This window comes from Pseudovibrio sp. W74 (genome assembly GCF_001623085.1).
Lineage (GTDB): Bacteria > Pseudomonadota > Alphaproteobacteria > Rhizobiales > Stappiaceae > Pseudovibrio.
Map to the genome: position 1 here is coordinate 50717 of NZ_LMCJ01000023.1, position 21320 is coordinate 72036.

Here is a 21320-nt window from a genome sequence, read left to right on the forward strand (position 1 = left end):
GCAAACCTACGTGCAAATACTTGATGTACACAACATGATTGATATTTCGGCATAGTCAATAATAAAATTACCCACATAGCTATATTCTGCTAATTTTAATGCTGGTAAATTTGTTTTTTTTGATTGATCTTATTGGTGTTAGTTACTGTTGTGTACAATTATAATTTTGACAAGGGAGGGCGACATGGGCCTAGAAAATGCTCCATTCAGCAAAACAGAATACGATCGGCGCATTGCTCAGACCCGCAGTGCCATGATGCAGGCCGGGATTGAGGTCTTGTTTGTGACTGATCCATCGAACCAGGCTTGGTTGACGGGCTATGACGGCTGGTCATTTTACGTGCATCAAGGCGTAATCCTGCCATTGGAGGGAGATCCGTTATGGTGGGGCCGGATCCAGGATGCAAATGGGGCGCTGCGAACTGTTTGGATGGATGACGACCATGTGCTTGGCTATGCAGATCGATACATCCAGTCAACAACCTGCCATCCTATGGAGGATCTGGCATCACACCTTGAAGCAAGAGGCTACTCCACATCCCGTATCGGCGTGGAAATGGAAAACTATTATTACTCCGCCAAAGCACATGCGGTTTTGTTTTCAGAGCTCCCCAATGCAGTGCCTGTTGATGCAACGGCGCTGGTCAACTGGCAGCGCGGTGTTAAATCAGAAGAAGAACTTGTTTTCATTCGAAAAGCAGCAATCATCTCGGACAAAATTATCAGGATTGCACTTGATAAAGCTGAGCCTGGGATGAAGAAGAATGAGCTGGTTGCGGATATAAGCCACGCCGGGATTACTGGTGTTGGAGATGACTGGGGAGACTATCCTGCCATTGTGCCTCTGACACCATCTGGAAGGGATGCGACAGCACCTCATCTAACCTGGAACGGCAACCAAATGCGAACTGGAGAGATTACTTTCTTTGAACTCTCCGGTTGCTACCGGCGTTATCACGCCCCACTGTGCCGCTCAGTCTTTCTTGGCAAACCTCCACAATCGATGGTCGACGCCTCGATGGCCCTGACAGAAGGATTGGAAGCTGGCCTGGAGGCGGCCAGAGCAGGAAACCGCGCCTGTGATATAGCCAATGCACTCAACAATGCACTCGCCAAAGTCGGCATTGATCGTGGAGGACGTTGCGGTTACCCGATTGGCCTGAGCTATCCACCTGATTGGGGCGAGCGCACTCTCTCGCTTCGACCTACGGATGAAACAGTTTTGTTGCCCGGAATGACCTTTCATTTCATGCCAGGCCTTTGGCTGGATGACTGGGGGTTGGAGACCACGGAGACAATCCTCATCACCGAGGCAGGCCCGGCCCAAGCTCTTTGTAATGTTGAGCGCAAACTCTTCATAAAAGACTGATTTATAAACACGTCAGGCCAAACAACTAGTGTGCCAAGGGATCAATAGCTTTGCCCTTGGCACTATGAGTATATACAACGAGAACACGAGAAAAGAGTGATCGGTGAACATCTTGGATCTGGCGAATATCGACTATAGCGCACGCGACCGGTTTGACCGGATGTATGATGAAATTAGGGATCGTATCTGCCTGTTGGATTACGCGCCCGGAAAACGACTTTCTGAAACAGAACTGGCGGAAGAATTCGGTGTGAGCCGGACACCATTGCGCCGGGTGCTGGTTCGCCTGGAAAGCGAAGGCCTGCTGCGCTCAGTTCATGGTGTCGGTACCTTTGTAACGGACGTGGACATCAAGGAGCTGGAACAAACCTATCTGCTGCGCATGGAACTGGCGGAACTCAGCGGAAAATTGTCGCCAGCACCTCCCACAAAGGAGATACTATCTGAGTTTGAGGCTTTGACTGCCCGCGCCAAAGAACTGCAGACAAACCCAAATGCCCGCGAGTTCTCGATCCTGATCATGGACTTCTTCCTCACCATCCTCAAGCTCACAGATAACGGTCCTTTGCGCGAGATATCGGAGAGGCTCTACATGCAGACAACCCGCATCTGGCTCAAGTCTCTATTTGCATCCGTCATCGATTTGACAGACGAAGTTATCATCTTCAACCGGGAAATGGACGACATCCTGACAGCGTTAAAGCTGGGAGACCTGAAAGCCGTCTCCCTCATCCAAAAAGCCCACATCTCCATGAGCTTCACCCGCATGAGAATCTCTTACCAAAACGTTGAGAACAAGTAGGGAGGATGCATGAAGAGCATAAGAATATCCACGATAGTCACTTGTTCCTCATCAAGTAAACGTGACAAATACACCCTTGAGCAGCGGAATGTTTAGCCCTGCTATACACTAATGTTCGGCGGCTTATACGAGATAGCACCAGCAGCATTTTTGGAATGCCTTACGCTTAATTGCCCTCTAGAACTCCAGAAGCTACCATCTTCATCTGAAAGTTGGTTTCAGTTGGCATCATATTTCCAATGCTTTTGTGATATTGATGATTTTTATAGCAATCGTCGCAGCACCTATGCCTACTCACAGTCTAAGGCATTAAGCGTCAGTTAAAGGTGCAATATTTGCACTTCAAGCCCAATGAAAAAGCATCTCGTTTGTCACGAGTAAGATCAATAAATCTATTCAACTTGAACTCTCAGACGGAAGGAGAGGAACATCATCAGATCCTTGAGTATCTATCATAAAAATCTACTCTCCCCTTCCAAGAAGATTGAGGTCTGTTTGTCAACACACAGAACGGCTATTTGAGTAAGGGAGTGTTTGGCCCTGTTACGCGTTGATGTTATGCGGCTTGTGCGTGGTAGCGCAAGGGGTGGGTTTGAAGAGTTTTGTGTTTAATCGTCTGCCGGGTTTTTAGGATTTGCTTAGCCCGCCCGAAATAGGTATCGGCTGGCGTCACGTTGCCAAGGCTCTCATGATAGCGCTAGTGATTATAGTACTCGACGAAGTTACCAATCTGCATTTCCAAGTCCTGTGACATGTAATAGTTTTCGAGCAGGATACAGTTCTTCATGGTCTGGTGCCAGCGTTCGATCTTACCCTGCGCCTGCCGGACGGATTAAACACACACGCTTTAATGCAACAGTGCGACCGTTTATCGAAGCCAATCCGGGTTCGAGCCTAGCGCTGGCTCTACTGCTGGACGCACGGCTTGCTTTACTGCAAACCTATCAAGAGCTGGATAAGCGCGTTAAACACGCGGCAAGCACCAATGCAGTGTGTTTGCGACTGATGGAAATCCCTGGCGTTGGCGTAATGACTGCGCTGGCATTTGTTCGCTGCGTTGGATGATCCAGCACGATTCAGGAGTTCGCAAACGGTTGCTGCCCACTTCGGCTTAACACCGAAGCGATTTCAGTCGGGAGAAACCGACAATCCTGGCCGGATCTCTAAAGCTGGAGACGTGGAGGTCCGTTCTGCCCTTTATACGGTTGCCAATGCGATGCTAACCCGCTGTACTGGCGTATCCAGCATCAAGAGCTGGGGAATGCGCCTGATGCAGACCAAAGGGCGCTGCCGTGCCGTTGTTGCTGTGACCAGAAAGCTTGCATTTGTCATGCATCGCATGTGGGTTGATGATACATCGTTCTGTCGTAATGGCTTGGAGGTTGCTACATGATATAGCCTGACCTCAACATCACAGCAGGCTCGTCTTCTCTGGACGAAGTTTGTAGATTAAGCCAAAAATGTCTGCTACGCCATGAAAGCTCGTCCACAAGCGAGGCTCTCTACAGCCATTCCGGCACATGGATGCAGCCGTTCACAATGAAGAGCGCTCCAGACTGCGAAGAGAAGCGTGACCCGGAGATAGATATGGTCCGAATGAAAAGGAAAAAGAGCTTGACCTTAACACTCGATTAGAGAATCGGACATTTGGGCGGATCTAGCAAGAGTTGAATGGCAATCTCTGCATAAGCTATGCAAACGGCTTACACGTAGAAGGCTCGAATTGGTCTGAAATCAGTCCCCTTTCCGAGTGTTCGGTTAGTAGTGGCGTTTCGATCGGAGAATGTAAGGTGGAGAAAGCGTAGATCTGCCTGCAAAGCAGGTTGCCTTAAGCGAGTACGAGGCTGAGCTCTGCGGGCGCTAACTGAAGCATGTACTGTGTCCAACTGTCAGTGGTGCGGCGGCACCTCCTTGGTTGCACACATAAGCACTTCCAAATTGGATGAGCGTTTTAAGTTATGTAGTTCAAGTCTACAACAACCTGAACAGCCGATCTCACCACCTAGTCAAGCAGTTTAAGTAGAAGGCAGTTGGTCTTGCTCGCTCTCTTTCTAGAGAGCTAAGTTCAAAACCAATACCTTTGCTTTTAAACTTTAATGTATAGCCCAAAGCAAAGTCTCTCATAACTATTTGCGTTGTAAGCATAGTTGCCTTCAAATACTCAATCATCGATGGCATCAAAATGATAATCGCAGATTCCAGGTCTGTTATTGCTAAGTTTAATAGGAGTAAGAAGAGCAACAGTCTGAGTGACTAACTTTGATGTGGGAGAAATGCCAGTTAGCAGCTTGATGATACCCCTTTGTCGTCAAGGATCGAAGAAGTACCCAATGACTTCGCTAGCTGGAGTGGTCCTATTATAGTTCTAAGGAGCCTCTACATGTTTACCTTGGCATTTCTCCCAAATTATTCCTTAGTTATTTTAAGGTTACGTCTTCACTATGTAATGCTGTAAGTTGTTATATCATTATATCTTAACGGCAATGTTCTTATCTAAGTACAAATAAAATAAAATTATATAAAAATTAATTATAATTAGATTAATTAACGTATAGACCACAGCAATATAGCATTAAAATTATTTGTGTTGCTACCGTTGTGAGGCCAATCTACTTTTTGTCGCGGTTCTACTTGAGGATAGCGATGTTTAGATCCCAATTTTTTAAATAAGAAACCCCCTCTCTTCAGTTGAACAGATCTTCAAAAACCTGGAACGGCGTACCCTGTTGCGTACTTGCAAGACGTAGCTTGAGCCATTTCACATCTAGTGTGTTTTCTTGAAAGGATTATCCTTTGCTACGAAATCTCTTGACTGCTGCAGGCTTTGTGCTCGTAGCCCAAGCCTTGATCGCGCCCCCCGTGCAAGCCGATACCACTCAGCAAAGCGAGGAGCAAACGGAAGAAACAAGTTGGGTTAACTGCGCCGATGAGGGCAAGCACTGCTATCCCGACAGTGACGGCGTCATCACCATGCGATACGGTGAGGGAGATAATTATACCTACATCCTCGCTCAGGGTCTGGACAGAATTTCCTGCAACAATTTCTGGGGCAACCCGTCGGATGGTCAAAACAAGAAGTGTGCCTATACGACAGCGAACCTACTGAAAGTCGCGCCTGAGGGTAGCTATATTGAAGTTGCGAAGGAAGGGGCGACGTTCAACCTGCCTGATACAGGTAAGATGCACTGGATCCGATATGGCAGCAGCAGCAGCTGGATGTACACCGTGATGTCCGGTGATGGCGAGCAAACAGTGGCATGCACCAACGATTACTTCAACTACAACCCGCTCAACGGCACCGACAAGGTATGCCAGTACAGCAGTAGCGCGTACTATACTCTGTCAGAGGATAACACGCCCACAGAGTGCGCTACCGAGGGACAAAACTGCACTCCGCAAGTCGGCGATGTCGTTCTCATGCGTTATGGCACTGACAATCAATTTGATTGGCGCTTTTTGCATTCAGCAGACAGTATCTATGAATGTAACAATGAAACCTTTGGGCCAAATCCGGTCCACGAAACCAAGCGTTGTTATTGGATGGCCGTAGCACCATCTGCTACCAGTACATTTGGGGTCTGGTCAAAAATCCAGTCTTGTCAAGGGCAAGGATGCTCGATTTCGGAACAACTTTCAATCGGTACCTCACGCACCAATACTTGGTCGACGACGGCAGAATGGTCAAGCACAGTCACAGAATCTATGGAGGAAAGTTTTGAGGTTCTTGGCGCTGGTGGAAAGCTCAGTGAACAGGTGTCAATGAGCTTTGCATTGTCAGAGAACTTCCAAACGGCGCTATCACAGTCTGTGACAAACACCTTTACTGCTACATGCAATCCAGACAAACATGCCACAAATCGAGTGCTTTTCCAGTTCCAGACAAATACAACTGAGAGCTGTCTGGAGACTGGAAAGTGTACAGGAGCCACCGATACACAAGACTATGCCTGCATTTCTAATCCGCCGGCTGGCTATGGCGGTCCACAATGCGTTCCCGGTTATTGCAGAGAAGATGACCCACTCTGCCTAGAGCCTTGTGCTGAGTGATAAGTATCTTAAAGGCGGCGTCTTTATCTTGCGCCGCCTCTCCATTCAACAAACTGAGTTCACACACAAAATTCGGCTACAACCCTAAAGCTGTCGCTCCATGCGCTGCTTTTCTTGTAACAACCCTTCGCGAAGTTTCTCAATTAAGAACTCGGCCTGCGGTGTAAGAACACGGCCCTGGATCCGATTGACGCAGACGTTGTAGTCCATGGACACATCTAATGGTAAAACTTTGATGGCGGCATCTTTAGGTGGATGAAAGGCTGTTATCATATCAAGAATACTCAAGCATTCTAATGAATCTACAAGTAATGGCAGTTGGCTGGGCGCATCCGCGCTGATCCTGGTATCTGGAACGACACCCACATGCTCTAAGGTTCTCAAAATGAGCTTACCATACAATGTAGATTCTGACGGTAAAATGCTCGGGTACTTGCCAAAATCAGAGACGGAAACTTTCTTCTGAGTTGCAAGTTCATGCGTAATTGGCATAATGCCCACCATCCGCAAGGTGGTCAAAACCACACTTTCAATATCTGGATGGGGCAGCTTAGGAGTTCCTATTCCAAGGTCAATTTCCCCTCTGCGCAGCTTCCAAATCTGAGTATCCCGCCCTCCAACAGAAACAATCAAATTAATATCGGGCCATCGATCTCTCACGGCCCGGATAGCATCACTGAAGAGGCGCAGTTGTGCTCCAGGTACAACAATCATCACCCTGAGGATTTGCTCACTACCGCGACGCAGTGACTGAACAGACTGATCAATATGCTCCAGCTGATCAAACATATCCTTACATTCTTGGTAGAGCGCATCTGCTTCTACGGTTGGTCGCAGGCGCCCCTTTTCGTTGACGAAGAGGTCAAATCCCAATGTCCGTTGAAAATTACTGATATGCTTACTAACGGTAGGTTGCGCAAGTTTAAGCTCTGACGCTGCCTGAGTAAGACTTCCATTCTCATAGATTGCTCGAAAGATCTCAAGTCTCTGAATGGTCAATGTACTCAATTACCCTCCTCCGCCTCATAGCTTATAGCTATAGGGCCTTCAATTTCTTTTTGTTGCGGTGGTCTAATGAGTTGCTTACTCACAGTCCGTAGTTTTACTAGAGCGCAAAATGGAAATCGAACGAACCGAATGTAATGAGCGATGATAAGTAACGAGAGCCCGCATTCCGCGTTACAATTAATCTCTGTGTTTAACTCGAGGTTGCGATAGTGTGCATTTCGGACTGAGAGATCTATATTTGCTGTTAGTAGATGTCAATAATACAGCAATTAATTTTGATACCATTAAGTAGTAATGGGATATTTTTAAATAAAAAATACGTATATATGATGAGTTTATTGAATTATCTCTATCCTATCAAATGAATAAATTGCAAAAATGCGATATATTATCAAATCAAAATTCTATTAGTATGTAGTAAGTTCAGGTAATATCGAAATATCAAGTAATGTGAGAATATAGTACTTGTCACCCAACTGAAACTTGAGGTGGTACTTGTCCGATTGGTGCCACAGCTGCTCCACATAACCAAGACGACGCCCGTTAGCTGCTGTGCCTCAGACCCGCCTTACAACCAGATAATCCGGCGAACGTCATAGTTTCAAATTACACGTGACGATAAGATTAGAGACCTTAGTTTATGGATACTCAGATGCTTTCTGGTATTAGATCGCGAGTTGTTGTTTCGACTCTTGCGGTTATTGCAGTGATGCTTGCGCTCCAAAGTGCTTTAAGCTTGCTTAAGTTTCGAACACTGGTTGTCGAGGCAACATCATCTCGGTTGCAAGTCACCGCGAGCGCTATTGACGTGGTTATCCGGCGAGCGGAAGCTGTCGGCCTGAGCATGCATGAAATATCCGATCTGGACGCTTTGATCGAACGCGAGCGCTTGCGCGACCCAAAGATTCATCAAATTATTCTCTTAGATCTTCAGGGCACGATCCTGGCTCATTCCGGAGATCGCAATGTCTTGCAAGAAGATATGAATGAGGTTCTGCCCGGCGTTCTAACGAGTGATGATAAGACCATAACACGTGAAAGTGGGGAGTATCTGTACGCTGGCCGCTTACTGCGCGACTCTTCAAACTCCATTATGGGAGCTATTTTAGTCTCAGAGCATACTAAGGAGCTATCAGCAAAAGTGAGAGACACATGGTCCCGTCTCACACTTATGTATCTGGGTATTTTTGCAATCGTTGCAATCTCGATAGGCCTTTTCTCCTTGTTCCAATTACATGCTCGAAAGTCTTACTTCAGGAAGTCTGGTAAGGCGGATTTGGGAACTCTTGATCCCAAGGGATCTGATGAGCTGCAAAAACAGATATCGAAGGGCAAGAGAATGCAAGAAACAGCACTACTTGACCTTTCAAAAATGTCTAGTGTCAGCGCAGTCACCAAACTGAGCGATAGTCTTGAGGAAAGTTGACGTGACGATATTCTCAAGATTCTCAAGACACTTTTTGCTGACTATGTCAGTTGCTATGTCGGTGGCAGCATTTCTAAGTGTTGTTGTTACTCTGGCGGAGTTTAACTCTGGCCTAAACCCATTCTTGCTTGCAAAGGCACGGAGCGTTAGCGAAACCGTCAAGCAAAATCTGGAATATGCTAGCGAGATTGGTATTCCGTTCTCTGAAATCAGAGGAGTTAAAAAGTACCTCACTGACCTAACTGCAGAACACAAGGAAATAAGTGGAATTTCTATTGTTGCAGTTAACTCTCCGGTGCATTTGGGAGAGAGTGAGACACTCCCCTTGGAGCGTGAGAGTACCGAGAGCAATGCCATTTTACTTGCTCAGCAAACCTTCGACTCCCTTTCGAAGTTAGGAGTGTTTATTTTTGGTTCTGACAACAGGAAACAGACGGTATTAACGGATGTAGTTGTGAATGGTGCTCCTGTTGCTCGAGTGCAAACCACTTTGGATGAGGAGTACGTCAACAGTCAGCTCACCAGTATCTTTCTTGATACATTTGTTCTTCTCTTGGCGGCATGTCTGATTGCGGTTGAAGTCGTGATTGTTTGCGTCAGTTCAACCATAACAGTGCCACTACGTCTTGTTGAAACAGCCATCGTAAAGTGTGCTGGAGGGCATTTGGGCACATATCTTGGCTCTGACCGCAAAGATTGGGCCGGTCGGTTCATTGCAACGATGAACCGGCAAAACGCCAAAATTCGTAAAACGCTTGAGCAACTGCAGCAGGCAAAAAATATATCACGCGAAGAGTTGCGTACTTTCGCTAAGAAATACAAGTTGTATCGTGTCGAAGAAGGTAACAAGGCGTCTATTGCAGATGCACGGATACCACTTTTTGTATTTTGCTTAGCTGATGAGCTTCAAAAGTCGTTTCTACCGTTTTTCTCCATGGAGTATTACGATGAAAACGATTGGTTCGAAAAAGACATCATGACGGGCCTGCCGATTTCAGCCTTCATGCTGGTCGTCGCTATCATCTCACCGTTTTCAGGACAGCTTATTGAACGTTTCAGCAACAAAAAGCTTTACCTCGCTGGTTTGGTACCTGCAATCGGTGGTTACATTTTCTGTATTTTAGCCCAAGACGCAACTGACATTGTTATTGCTCGTTCGATTACTGCAATCGGTTACGGGATTATTACAATCAGTTGCCAGAGTTATATTGCTGCTGTCGCAGACGAAGGGAGCCGCGCAAAAGCAATGGCAACCTATGTTGGTGTTACCATGACAGCCACTATGTGTGGAACGGCAATTGGTGCAATTTTGGCTGATTGGGTTGGTTATAAGCCAGTTTTCGTCATCGCTATCAGTCTTATGGTCCTTGCAGGTATTCTGGGTTGGCGAATGCTGCAAAACGAGTTGCCAAGCTTCAAGTCGGATACCGTCTCAACAACATCAAAAGCAGGTAAGCCTTTGATAACGCTCTTAGGAAACACGCAGTTCGTGGCAATCCTGATGTTTTGCGCAATTCCGACCAAAATTGTCCTCACAGGATTCCTCTATTTCTTTGTTCCAATCTATCTGGCCAGCTTGGATGCCAGTCAATCTGAGATTGGTCGGATTATGATGGCCTATTCCTTGATTATTATACCAATCAGCCCACTGGCCTCTCGTCTCTCTGATCAGCTTGGAAAAAATCTTTCCGTGATCACTTATGCAACAATTGCGTCAGGAGTGGCTCTGATGGCTCTATACCAAAACACGAACATTATCGCTGTGTTTATAGTGGTCGCGTTGGTAGGCCTCGCTCATGCCTTCATCAAGGCTCCCATCATGGTTGCGGTCATGGAAGCAGTCGAGAAGGAGCAACAAATTAGCAGAACAGGTGCGCTGAGTTATCTTCGTATGTTTGAGCGTGTCGGCAGCGCTGCTGGTCCACTTATCGTAGCAGCACTGCTTGTAAAGCAAGAGTATACCACTGTTGCCGCACTTCTCGGTGCTGCGATTATTGGCTCGGGACTCATAATGCTTCTGGTTTCACGCTCCTCAAAGCAGGAGGTGCAAGCTCATGCCTAAAGTGATGCTCATCATAGTTGCCCTTATTTTAATGGCGGGGGCTACAAGAGCCAGAGAGGACGACTCGGACGCTTATCAGGTGCGCATGGTTGTTTGGCGTGGCTGTGAAGAGGCTTGTAAAAGCTTCACTCATTTTTTCAAAAGCAGAAAGCTTCCTGTAAACGTGATCGTCACTGATGTGGCGAAAGACAAAAGCCTCTTGCCGGAAGTGAAGCAACTGCTCCTCAAAGAGAGACCCGATCTTGTTGTCACCTGGGGGACTTCAGTCACGCGTTCTCTCATTGGCACGATTGCAGATTACGGTATAGGCTCAGGTTTGGGTGACATCCCATCCCTTTTTATGATTGTCGCAGATCCGGTTCGTGCAGGCATTATCGTAGACCATGAAACCTCAGGGCGGCCCTTGGTAACTGGCGTGCATAATCGTGTGAATGAGACTGTACAGCTCAAACACATTTTTGAGTACCAACCCATAAAGCATCTCGCGGTTATTAACGAGTCGAACGCAGTTAACTCTCACCAGAACACTCAAAAGTTGGCGGCACTTTCAGATCAACTGGGTTTTGAGGTCATTTCTCTTGAATATAGTCTTGGCGCGGACGAACGGGCAGATCCAGCAGAAATTCCGCTCAAGATTGCCGAGGCAAAAGCCCTGGGCGCAGACGCGTTATATGTTGGATCCAGCTCTTTTAATCTCGAAAACCGGCAAAGTTACACAGAAGCTGCAATATCAGAAAACCTGCCGGTTTTTAGTGCATATGAGCAAATGGTTCGCAACGGCCTGGCCCTTATGTCTGTTTCTAACAGCTACAAAAACGTAGGCAAATTAGCAGCTTCTCAGGCCTACGAAATTTTATTCAAAGCAAAGTCACCTGGAGCACTATCAATCAGGGCTCTCGAACGATTTTCAGTACTCGTAAACATGCAAGCCGCAAAGCGACTTAGTCTTTACCCTCCCTTATCGATCATCAGCATCGCAAAGATTGTTAAATGACAATTGTATTTTCTCATCGGCACTCATGGCCATGACAGGCTGCAAGTTAACTTGATCATCACCGCGGTGTAATACCCGCGCTTTGCGCTGGATTTCGCCACTGAAGTGTTGTGCAACAGAGCTCGCATTCACCCTCCTCCGCTTCATAGCTAATAGCAATAAGTCCTTCAATTTCTTTCTGTTGTGAAAGTCCAAGGCCTAACTATTTTCTGCAAATGAAAATACTGAGAAGTTGGATACTAGAAGAAGGGTAAGCAATGCAGTTTTCAGGTTACAATACTCAAATCAGGAAACTATCTCAGATATTTACCTGGGCAATTCTGGCTTTGGGTGCTTTGCAATTTCTGCTCGGAATTGGGGGCCTCGAACAAAAACCAGCGGAGATCGACGCGGCTGGCTACACGCGCTTCCATGCATTTTGGGGTATGGGACTCTTGATTGCCGTTCTTGGAAAACTCATCCTACTTTACTTTGTAGACAAGCGCAGACTTCTCAACAAATCGCACCATTGGTTTTTACGCCTATCAATCACAGTGCTATTTGCTCTTCTTGCTGTTTTACCTCTCGTTGGCGGAGTGAGATTGGCAGTAAATGAAGGACTTAGCAGCTATTTGGGACTTACTTTGGCTAGTTGGGAGCGTGCGGATAGCATATATTTTCTAGCAGAATTGCACACTGCACTGGCCCATACGCTTGGCTGTGCCACAATTGTCTACGGCCTGAGCTGGGCTGCAAATTACATTCACTCTGTGAACAGAGAACTGTCCCACATTATTCTAGAGGATCCACATGCTTAGATGTGGAACTCCGCAATAAAGCTACACCGGAAACTCTATCAAGCGTCATTCAATGAAGGGCAATTGTTAGTCCATTCGAAAAACATCATGTCTCCGATTGATTTCCAAGCAATGTTGCTGGCGACCCTTGCATTTTGCCAATTGCTCACGCCCGCTCAAAACGCTGATCCACTCACTTGGCGTTGATGACAACCATCGCCGCCTCTAGCATGTTATGCGGCTGGTGCAGTCTCATATCCAAGATTTACTCTATATTTTTTGCCATTGATGCACCTCGTAAAAGAGACCGCATTCATCATCCTCTGCTTCATAGCTAATAGCAATAATGCCTTCAATTTCTTTCTGTTGTGAAGGTTCAGGGATCTAGGTATTTTCAACCCATGAAGAAGTTGGAAGGCTTGGCAAGGATGGTTTGAGCCTGACGAAATGAGCGGCAATAAATAGCAAAAAGCCACCTTTTTTATCTGATCCAATTGCCCATTTTTGCTCTCCACCGCTCCAATCCGAATGAGTGGCAGCAACCGTTACGCATGAGCGCGTTGCCCATAAAAAGTGTCCATCCGAACCGGAAGCACTTCGCAGGTACCATTTTACTCATTTCGGGAAGCCATACCCAAAACTGACGAGTGTTCCTGAACAGGCATCGACAAATTCCGCGTCATTTCACATCAAAACGATCAGGTTTTGGAGTGAGATGGATACATCAAAGATTTTGAACCAAGAGTTCCAATAGCCGCATGATTACGCCCCCTTCAGGAACATATTTCGATCATTTTCTGGACCATCTGCGGTGCGGTGGGTGCATGACCAAAGTGGCCGGCACTACAGCAAGTCGAGCGCCCTATCTTGCGGCAGGGCTAATTGTATCAGGACCTTTGATGTTGTCCGTAGCAACCGACGCCTTTGGGCAGACTTGGGAAGGTAACCACTCGACCGACTGGTTTGCTGAGGACAACTGGTCTGGGGATATTATCCCGAATGGGGCACGAAGTGTTTACATCGATACCACAGCACCCAATCCGACCAATGTAACGGATAAAACCACCAACGGAACTGCAAAGGCAAAAAATCTGAGGGTAGGCTACAGCGGCGAAGGAACTCTGACAGTATCCGATGGCGGCGTGGTGAATAGTAACTACGGCTATATCGGAGATAACAGAGGATCAATCGGCGCCGTTGAGGTGACCGGCATCGGGTCAACCTGGGACAATTCAGTGGATCTCAGTATCGGTGACAATGGTAACGGCACTCTGACGGTGTCCGATGGCGGCATGGTGAGTAATTGGTACGGCCACATCGGTTATAGCAACGGTTCAACCGGCAGTGTTGAAGTGACCGGTACCGGATCAATCTGGGTCAATTCAGGCATTCTAGCTGTCGGAGGATCTGGCAATGGCACTCTGACGGTATCCGATGGCGGTAAGGTGAATAGTAACTACGGCTATGTTGGCCGTTACAAAGGCTCAACCAGCGTTGTTGAGGTGACCGGCACCGGATCAACTTGGGGCAATTCGGGCAATCTGAGTGTCGGCCGCGATGGGGGGGGCTCTCTGACGGTGTCTGATGGCGGCACGGTGAGTAATATATCCGGCTTTATCGGCCGTTACAAAGACTCAACCGGCATTGTTGAGGTGACCGGCACCGGGGCAACCTGGGACAATTCAGAGAATCTATATGTCGGCCGCGATGGCGATGGTACTCTGACGATTTCCAACGATGCAACAGTGAGTGTGTCCGGGGTGACCCGGCTGGGTTCTAATTCAACGGGTTCTGGCGTTTTGAATATCGGTGCGGGCAGTGGTGAAACAGCTGCTGTAGCCGGTACGCTTGATGCATCCACGGTTGAGTTCGGAGACGGAACCGGGGTGATCAACTTCAACCATACGGATAGTGACTACACCTTTTCCGCGGATATCAGCGGGGCTGGCAGTGTCAATCAGCTTTCCGGCACTACGATCCTGACAGGGACGAATACCAACACCGGAGACACCATTGTTTCTGGTGGCAAGCTGATTGTTAATGGCACCATCGGTAATGTGACAGTCAATGGCGGCACCCTTGGCGGCTCAGGCACGATCAACGGTTCGGCAACAGTCACAAGCGGAACAATTGCTGCAGGCAATAGCCCTGGTACGCTCACAGTCGGCGGCAACCTTAGTCTGACAGCTGCCTCAGTCCTCGACTTTGAACTCGGCTCTCCGTCCGGAACGGCGGGTGTGGACAGCGACCTCATTGCTGTTGGCGGTGATCTGACACTGGATGGATTGCTCAATATCACTGATGCGGGTGGTTTTGACGCCGGGGTCTATAACCTGATCACCTATGGCGGCAGTTTGACCGATAACGACATTGAAATAGGTCTAGCGCCGACGGAGTTCAACTACGACATCCAAACCGCCACAGCGGGTCAGGTCAATTTGTTAGTCAATGCTAACCTGCTGAGTTTTTGGAATGGGGCGGTAACCAGTGCAGACGGCACCATTCATGGCGGATCAGGCACTTGGAGCGCAATTGGTACCAACTGGACTAATGCCGACGGTTCGGGAAGCGCGCCACACGATCCAGACAGCTTCCTGATCTTTCAGGCAGAGGCAGATACTGTCACGGTAGATAGTGCCGGGGTGTCTGTCTCCAAAGGCATGCAGTTTGCAACGGACGGATACAGAGTTTCGGGCGGAGATATTGCACTTACCGGAGCAACTGCGATCCGGGTCGGAGATGGTACTGATACAGGTGCGGGATATTCGACTATCGTCGCCTCCAACTTGACTGGAACCGGTTCTCTCAAAAAGACTGATCTCGGAACACTCATCCTAACCGGCAACAACACCTATTCCGGTAACACCACAGTGTCTGGTGGAGCACTGGTTGTTGATGGTTTCATTGGAGATGTTACGACTGATGGTGGCAGTCTTGGAGGGTCGGGTACACTGGGAGCAGTTACAGTCAACTCCGGTGCTGTGATTGCACCTGGTAACTCCATTGGTACGATGAACACGACATCGACTGTTTTCAATGCCGGTTCGGTTTATGAGGTTGAGCTGAACGACGGCGGCGCTGCAGCGGGTGTCAATAATGATCTGCTTGCTGCCAGTAACACCGTCACGATCAATGGTGGAACGGTGCATGTCTTGCCGGAAAGCGGAACTGATGACGGATCGACCTATACCGCTGGCACGATTTACACCATCATCACCGCAAATGACGGCATTAATGGAACATTCATTTCCCCTACACCAACCGATGATTTTGCATTCCTCAATTTTGCTCTGTCCTATGATCCTAATAGTGTTTTTCTGACTTCAGAACTTGCCGTGCCCACGTTCTGCGCTTCAGGAATGAGCGCCAATCAATGCGCAACGGGCGGCGGTGTGTTTTCGCTTGATAGCGGGCCTTTATACAGCGCGGTGCTCAACCTTTCAGGTGAAGAGGCACCGCAGGCGCTTGATCAGCTCTCTGGCGAAGTACACGCTTCAATCAGGACAGCGCTGCTTGAGGACAGCCGCTTTGCACGCGAAGCTGCGCTGCACCGTATGCGCATTGCAACGGTAGCTGTGACCGCCGACGGACAGGCACAGGCTGAAAAACGTATCAGCGAGAACGCCACCTTCTGGGGGCATGGCTTTGGCGCTTGGGGGAGCTGGAGTGGAAACCACAACACTGCAGGGTTTGATCGCTCGATCGGCGGGTTGTTTGTGGGAGGCGATGTCCTGATCGGTGATAACACCCGTCTTGGAGCTTTTGGCGGTTATGATGATACCAGGTTAGAGGCGAATGGCAGAAAGTCCTCTGCAACAGTAGATACAGTGTATTTTGGTGCCTATGGTGGAGCTCAGTTTGATGCTCTGGGGCTCCGTGTTGGTGGCAGCTATGCATGGCATGATATCGACACAGCACGCTGGGTTGCTTTTACTGGCCTCTCTGAAAACCTGGCTGGTTCCTATGATGCGCGAACTGCACAGCTCTTTGGTGAGGTGGGATACCGGTTTGATCACAACACGAGCAGTCTGGAACCTTTTGCCAATGTGTCCTACGTCCGCTTATCCAGCAACGGGTACTCTGAAACTGGTGGCACAGCGGCTCTGACGGCTGGTCACGAAACCATAGATAGCACCTATACCACTATCGGGCTGCGAGTAGGAACTCTGGCTGACCTTGGTGAGTTCAGCGCGAAGCTTTCAGCGCAAGCCGCTTGGCAGCATGCGTTCGGCGACAAGGAGCCGTTTGCCAGCCATGCCTTTAATGGTGGAAGTAACTTCTCTGTCGCCGGTGCGCCAGTTGCCAGAGATATCCTAGTGCTTGATCTGGGCGCTGCAGTTGACCTTGGAGAGGATGCAGCCGTTGGATTGTCCTATAATGGCCGGTTCGGTTCTGGGCTCACTGATCAGGGGCTCAGGGCAAACCTTACCCTGCGTTTCTGATCATCCTTGAGCCACCACCACCGCACAGATCATCATGCCCGCCGCCGGGGATCAACAGCGGTGGGCAAGCCTTCTTAAAACACACTGAGTACTAAAGTACGCCACCTCCATCATCTTATACCGGCCTTGTGCATGAGACGCATGGCGACTGGACTGTTGCCTGCACGCTCACCGCATCGTCCGATGGTCACAGCACCAAACACTGTTCCATTTTTCAACAACAGTTTGCGTGCCAGACCCAACAATAAGCACTGGCAATCGAAATCATACCCGCAGACGATAGTGCTGAAGGCACGCTCATTTTTCTCCTTCCGTCTCAGCTTATGTGCCGGACAGATGCTAGCAACTGTCATTTACTTACCTGCGTTCTTGCAGTGTAGCGAACGGCAGATAAGTCCGAACTTCTTACGCCTCTAAGAAAGTGGTATCTGCTACCTTTATCAGAATGCTAGGTGGGAGCCACTACAGGTTGAGAGCATGTTCCGGCTAAGAATACCGCAAGGGTGCGCGAATGTCCGGTTTTGGTCAAAAATGATTTGCTGCACCCGCGAAGATCTGCGCCTCGCGAATGGCAGCAATGGGCTCTTCGGTATGAAACTTTGATACTTAGAAAACTGTCGTTGAATGAGCCCTATACATCCATTCGTATGTAACTTAATTTTGACTGAGCCTGCAGTCTTTTGCGACTTCTCGATCTGGTCAGTATGAGAGTTTATTATTCTCCCACTCCAGCTCTTTGAGCTCACGTGCCTCCTAGCGTAGATGCTTAATTTCACTAGAGCTCGCCTGTCGAGCTGTTTCACCAACAAATCGTTTCCTGCCAGCTTCAAAAACCTTCTTTGAACAGCTGTAATAAAGCCCCAAAGAGATATCTTCTTGGCGGCACAGCTGTTCTCACCTCGCAATCTTGCAAGCAAAATGCGGATCATCTCTACAATGGAATTGCGTTGCAGATCCTACGCTGAATGCCTTTAACGGCATTCTCAATGATAGCATAGGGACCCTTGTGTTTTGCCTCATTGTTCACACCTACCGCCGTAATCGTGAGCCAAAACACTGCTTTTCAAGCCGCTAATCAGTCTCAAGGCTGCAACTACAACCCGTTATTGCATCATAGCCCGAGCGTTATTTTAGGTGATTTCACTCTGGAAACGCACAGGCACATGACTTCATTGCTAGCTTGTTCTTCTGGAGTGAGCAAGCCGTCGCGGTGATCCACATCTCCGCTAACCACATCCACCATGCAAGATCCGCAAAGGCCTTCGGCGCAGCCTACGTCAACATGAATTCCGTTCTGTTTCAGCACACTTAAAATACTGTCATCCGGGCCAACGTGATAGACCGCCTGAGTTGATTCAATTTCAACTTCAAATGCAGTATTGTCACCGTGGTCTACATCAGAAGAGGCTGCGAAGCGCTCGAAATGAATTGTGCCGCCACGCAGGGATTTTCCTGCCTCAAGAATGGCGTTGAGTAATGGTTCGGGTCCACACGTATAAATGTCTCCATTAAGCGGTACGGACTGCATCACTTCTTTTAGCTCAATGGGACCGGAGGTCTCGTCGCAGTGAAGCTGATAGCGATCACCAAGGTTAAGCGAGGAAAAGGCATCATCCAGAGCAGCTAATTCTTTTGAACGGACGAGATAAATCACCCGAAAATCAGCCCCTGAATTTTGCAGTTGGCGCGCCATGGCGAAAATTGGGGTAGCGCCTATGCCGCCAGCTATGAGGGTTTTGTGATTTGGGCCATCCTGCAACACGAAGTGGTTACGCGGCATGCCGATTTGCACACTCTGGCCCTCATTTAACGCGTGCATGGCCAGAGATCCGCCACGGCCTGCATCTTCGCGCTTCACGGCTACATTGAGCCACTTGCCGTTCTGGTCCCAGTTCCAAATGGAGTACTGGCGCACCAGATCATCGTTGAGGCGGATGTCTACATGAGCGCCGGGTTCCAGACCTGTGAACTGGCCCTCTTCAAGCGCAAAGCAAAAGTCCGTTGTATCGGCACTCAGCACGGTTTTTTTTATGAGTTTGGCTCTGTGAGTTGCCATTATACTTCCTCCCTGCTTTGCCATGCGGCAAGTTTTAATCGTGTGCGAACACCAAGACCCAGGAATGGATCAGGCGGGTTTAAAGCCGGTTGACCGGAGACTTTTTCCATATCTTCCAATAGGGAACTACGTTGTCCAGAGGCAGCTTCTGCCATCAGTCGGCCGGAAATTGTTCCGCGCGCAACCCCGACACCATTGTGACAGGACGAATTCCAGACGTTGTTTGCTACCTGACCGAAAAAGCTCACATGATTGCGTGAAAGACCGCAAATTCCGCCCCAGGTGCTCACAAATGACACGGCTTCCAGTTGCGGATAGCGTGTAAGGAATGAGGCGCGGTGTTGCAGCACAATCTTTTCCAGCTGCTCATCTCTAGCACCATAGTTGCCTGCATAATCATATTGGTTGCGTATCAGCAGTCGGCGATCCTGCGTCATGCGCAAGGTTGTTCCACCCGGATCTGCCGGGGTGAGTCCCCAATCCAGCTCGCCGCCGTAAGCGGTCATTTCCTCATCAGTCAGCGGGCGCGTTATCGAGGCAAAAGTGATGACGGGCGCCATGCGGTTTTTCAGGAAACCAAATTCACTCGTGAATGCATTGGTGCAAAGGAGTGTTTTCGGGCTTTGGATTTGCGTTGAAACACCCTGATAACGCACAGTCAGCGTGTTGAAATCATCTCCTCGCGAAAATTTGATGACCGGACATCCGTCCATAACCTGCACATTTTCAGGCATCGACCCTGCCAGTCCGCGTGCCAGTTTTACCGGGTTCATCAGGACGCCGCCTGATGTGTGCACTGCACCAGTGTAAATACCCGTACCTGTCATGGAACGCAGTGCATCGCGATCCAAAACCGAATAAGGTACGTCGATCCGATCAAGAGCTTTCATGAAGCCTTGCATCTTCGCGGTGCCGCGTTCGTTCATTGCCGCTTGCAGCTTTCCGACCTTAGACCACTCACACTCAATCTGATGGTTTTGTGTGTGCTGCTCAAGATCTGTAAGAGCTGTTGTGTTAAGCCGCAAAATGGCGGAAAGACGTTCTTTATCGTCGCTATCAAGATCAAATTTGTGCGGCAGGTCAATCACAAAACCTGAATTGCGACCGGAAGCACCCCAGCCAATCGGCATGGCCTCAATCAGCGCAATGCTGTGTTCCGGATTTAGCTCAGCCAACCGGCGAGCAGCTGCCAAACCAGTAAAGCCAGCACCAACCACGACCCAGTCAAACTTGCTTGTTTGATTTGTGTGCGGTGCAATACCCATGACGGAAAGTTCACTTAATGGAACCCAGCCCGATGGCGTATCTTTGGGCGGCAATTTGCCGATGTCTCCGATATGTCCCAAGTTGAAACCCTCCTATATCAGAGGTATTTCACAACAAAATAAGATCTTGTCTTCAATATCAAAAAAAAACTATGTGACGTGAAATCATCTAATCTGACAGCCGAGAGAACAACAAAATGGCCCGTCGCTATTACAATTTGCCACCACTGACGACGCTTGCCGCGTTTGAGGCGGCAGCGAGGCATTTAAGCTTTAAAAACGCAGCTCAGGAGCTTTCGGTCACCCCAGGGGCAGTTAGTCATCAGATTAAAGCTTTGGAAGCAGAACTTGGCGTTTCCCTGTTTCGCAGAGTGCACCGAGCCGTTGAGCTGACCGAAGAAGCCGAGCAGCTTTATGAGACCGTTGCCTCTGCTTTTGCAAAGATCTCTCAGAGGCTGCAATCGGTGAGAGAGCGCAATGCAAGTGACGTTGTTACTGTCGGATCAACCTCCGCAGTCGCTTCGCTCTGGCTTTCTCAATCTGTTGTGCGGTTTTGGCAGGAGTATCCGGATATCACGGTGAATCAGGTGGTTGTGGATCGCTCTTTTCGCAGTGTGCCGGAGTTGGATCTTTACATCCGATACGGTCAGGAAACCGGCGGACGTTTTGAGCAGGTGGAATTGTACCGCGATTGTCTGGTGCCTGTTGGCAACAAAGACATGGCCGACACGCTGACGGGATGCAGCCTTGCAGAACTTGCAAGGCAACGTCTGATCCATCTGGAATCTGAGGATCGCACCTGGACATCCTGGCGCGACTGGTTTCAGCAACTTGGGTATGATGGCCCGATTGCAAACGGTATCCGGGTTAACAACTACGCCATCGCCCTGCAAGTTGCGCAGGATGGGGCGGGGCTTGCCCTTGGTTGGCAACGCCTCATCAGGCCGCTTCTAAAAACCCGAGCACTGATCCCGATTGGCCCCACCGTCCTGTCTGCGCCTCATCGGTTCCATGCCGTTTGTCCCCGGGAAGATGGAATATCCGAGGGAGCTAAACTGTTACGCGACTGGCTC

Annotated in this window: 15 protein-coding genes and 1 pseudogene; 11 read left to right on the forward strand and 5 right to left on the reverse strand. The window is 48.8% G+C overall.

Annotation, left to right across the window (positions count from 1 at the left end; translation table 11 throughout):
* Window positions 1-184 precede the first annotated feature (184 nt).
* Together PsW74_RS17545 and PsW74_RS17550 are read left to right on the forward strand one after the other, a co-directional pair.
* Entirely contained in the window at window positions 185-1369 is a 1185-nt protein-coding gene (locus tag PsW74_RS17545) for a M24 family metallopeptidase (protein WP_063289779.1), read from the forward strand.
* Window positions 1370-1472: 103 nt separating this feature from the next.
* Entirely contained in the window at window positions 1473-2171 is a 699-nt protein-coding gene (locus tag PsW74_RS17550) for a GntR family transcriptional regulator (RefSeq protein ID WP_244271777.1), read from the forward strand.
* A 556-nt stretch (window positions 2172-2727) separates the two neighbouring features.
* On the opposite strand, the pseudogene PsW74_RS29830 reads toward PsW74_RS17550, so the two are convergent.
* A pseudogene (locus PsW74_RS29830) lies at window positions 2728-2994 on the reverse strand (integrase core domain-containing protein); the annotation flags it as partial.
* Between the two features lie 35 nt (window positions 2995-3029).
* On the opposite strand from PsW74_RS29830, the gene PsW74_RS28670 reads away from it, so the two are divergent.
* The 3 genes from PsW74_RS28670 to PsW74_RS17565 all read left to right on the forward strand — a co-directional run bounded on the left by PsW74_RS28670 (window position 3030) and on the right by PsW74_RS17565 (window position 6218).
* On the forward strand, window positions 3030-3236 hold the full coding sequence (locus PsW74_RS28670; RefSeq protein WP_153041751.1) for a hypothetical protein: 207 nt from the start codon (window positions 3030-3032) through the stop codon (window positions 3234-3236).
* 112 nt (window positions 3237-3348) lie between these two features.
* Window positions 3349-3564, forward strand: coding sequence for a hypothetical protein (locus tag PsW74_RS29835; protein ID WP_244271776.1), 216 nt, complete (start codon window positions 3349-3351; stop codon window positions 3562-3564).
* Between the two features lie 1400 nt (window positions 3565-4964).
* Window positions 4965-6218 (forward strand): hypothetical protein, encoded by a 1254-nt coding sequence (locus tag PsW74_RS17565; protein ID WP_153041750.1) that lies wholly within the window; start codon window positions 4965-4967, stop codon window positions 6216-6218.
* Between the two features lie 84 nt (window positions 6219-6302).
* Here the strand turns inward: PsW74_RS17565 and PsW74_RS17570 are convergent, their stop codons facing one another.
* Entirely contained in the window at window positions 6303-7226 is a 924-nt protein-coding gene (locus PsW74_RS17570; RefSeq protein ID WP_057466195.1) for a LysR family transcriptional regulator, read from the reverse strand.
* A gap of 640 nt (window positions 7227-7866) precedes the next feature.
* Between PsW74_RS17570 and PsW74_RS17575 the strand changes: the two genes are divergently transcribed.
* The 5 genes from PsW74_RS17575 to PsW74_RS17605 all read left to right on the forward strand — a co-directional run bounded on the left by PsW74_RS17575 (window position 7867) and on the right by PsW74_RS17605 (window position 16926).
* Entirely contained in the window at window positions 7867-8652 is a 786-nt protein-coding gene (locus tag PsW74_RS17575; RefSeq protein WP_063289776.1) for a hypothetical protein, read from the forward strand.
* A 1-nt stretch (window position 8653) separates the two neighbouring features.
* Window positions 8654-10714 (forward strand): MFS transporter, encoded by a 2061-nt coding sequence (locus tag PsW74_RS17580; protein WP_208988043.1) that lies wholly within the window; start codon window positions 8654-8656, stop codon window positions 10712-10714.
* Entirely contained in the window at window positions 10707-11708 is a 1002-nt protein-coding gene (locus tag PsW74_RS17585) for an ABC transporter substrate binding protein (protein ID WP_063289775.1), read from the forward strand. Before PsW74_RS17580 ends, PsW74_RS17585 begins: the two co-directional genes overlap by 8 nt.
* A 257-nt stretch (window positions 11709-11965) precedes the next feature.
* A complete protein-coding gene (locus PsW74_RS17590) occupies window positions 11966-12505 on the forward strand; it encodes a hypothetical protein (RefSeq protein ID WP_063289774.1) in 540 nt (179 codons plus the stop codon).
* 803 nt (window positions 12506-13308) lie between these two features.
* On the forward strand, window positions 13309-16926 hold the full coding sequence (locus PsW74_RS17605) for an autotransporter domain-containing protein (protein WP_208988044.1): 3618 nt from the start codon (window positions 13309-13311) through the stop codon (window positions 16924-16926).
* Window positions 16927-17036: 110 nt separating this feature from the next.
* On the opposite strand, the gene PsW74_RS17610 is transcribed toward PsW74_RS17605, so the two are convergent.
* The 3 genes from PsW74_RS17610 to PsW74_RS17625 all read right to left on the reverse strand — a co-directional run bounded on the left by PsW74_RS17610 (window position 17037) and on the right by PsW74_RS17625 (window position 20328).
* A complete protein-coding gene (locus tag PsW74_RS17610; protein WP_063289771.1) occupies window positions 17037-17279 on the reverse strand; it encodes a hypothetical protein in 243 nt (80 codons plus the stop codon).
* Between the two features lie 758 nt (window positions 17280-18037).
* Window positions 18038-18982, reverse strand: coding sequence for a PDR/VanB family oxidoreductase (locus PsW74_RS17620; RefSeq protein WP_063289769.1), 945 nt, complete (start codon window positions 18980-18982; stop codon window positions 18038-18040).
* Window positions 18982-20328, reverse strand: coding sequence for an FAD-dependent oxidoreductase (locus PsW74_RS17625; protein WP_063289768.1), 1347 nt, complete (start codon window positions 20326-20328; stop codon window positions 18982-18984). The genes PsW74_RS17620 and PsW74_RS17625 overlap by 1 nt, the downstream gene beginning before the upstream one ends.
* 116 nt (window positions 20329-20444) lie before the next feature.
* Here PsW74_RS17625 and PsW74_RS17630 point away from each other — a divergent pair.
* Window positions 20445-21320 (forward strand): LysR substrate-binding domain-containing protein (locus tag PsW74_RS17630; RefSeq protein ID WP_063305846.1); only part of this gene is annotated, 876 nt, incomplete at its 3' end.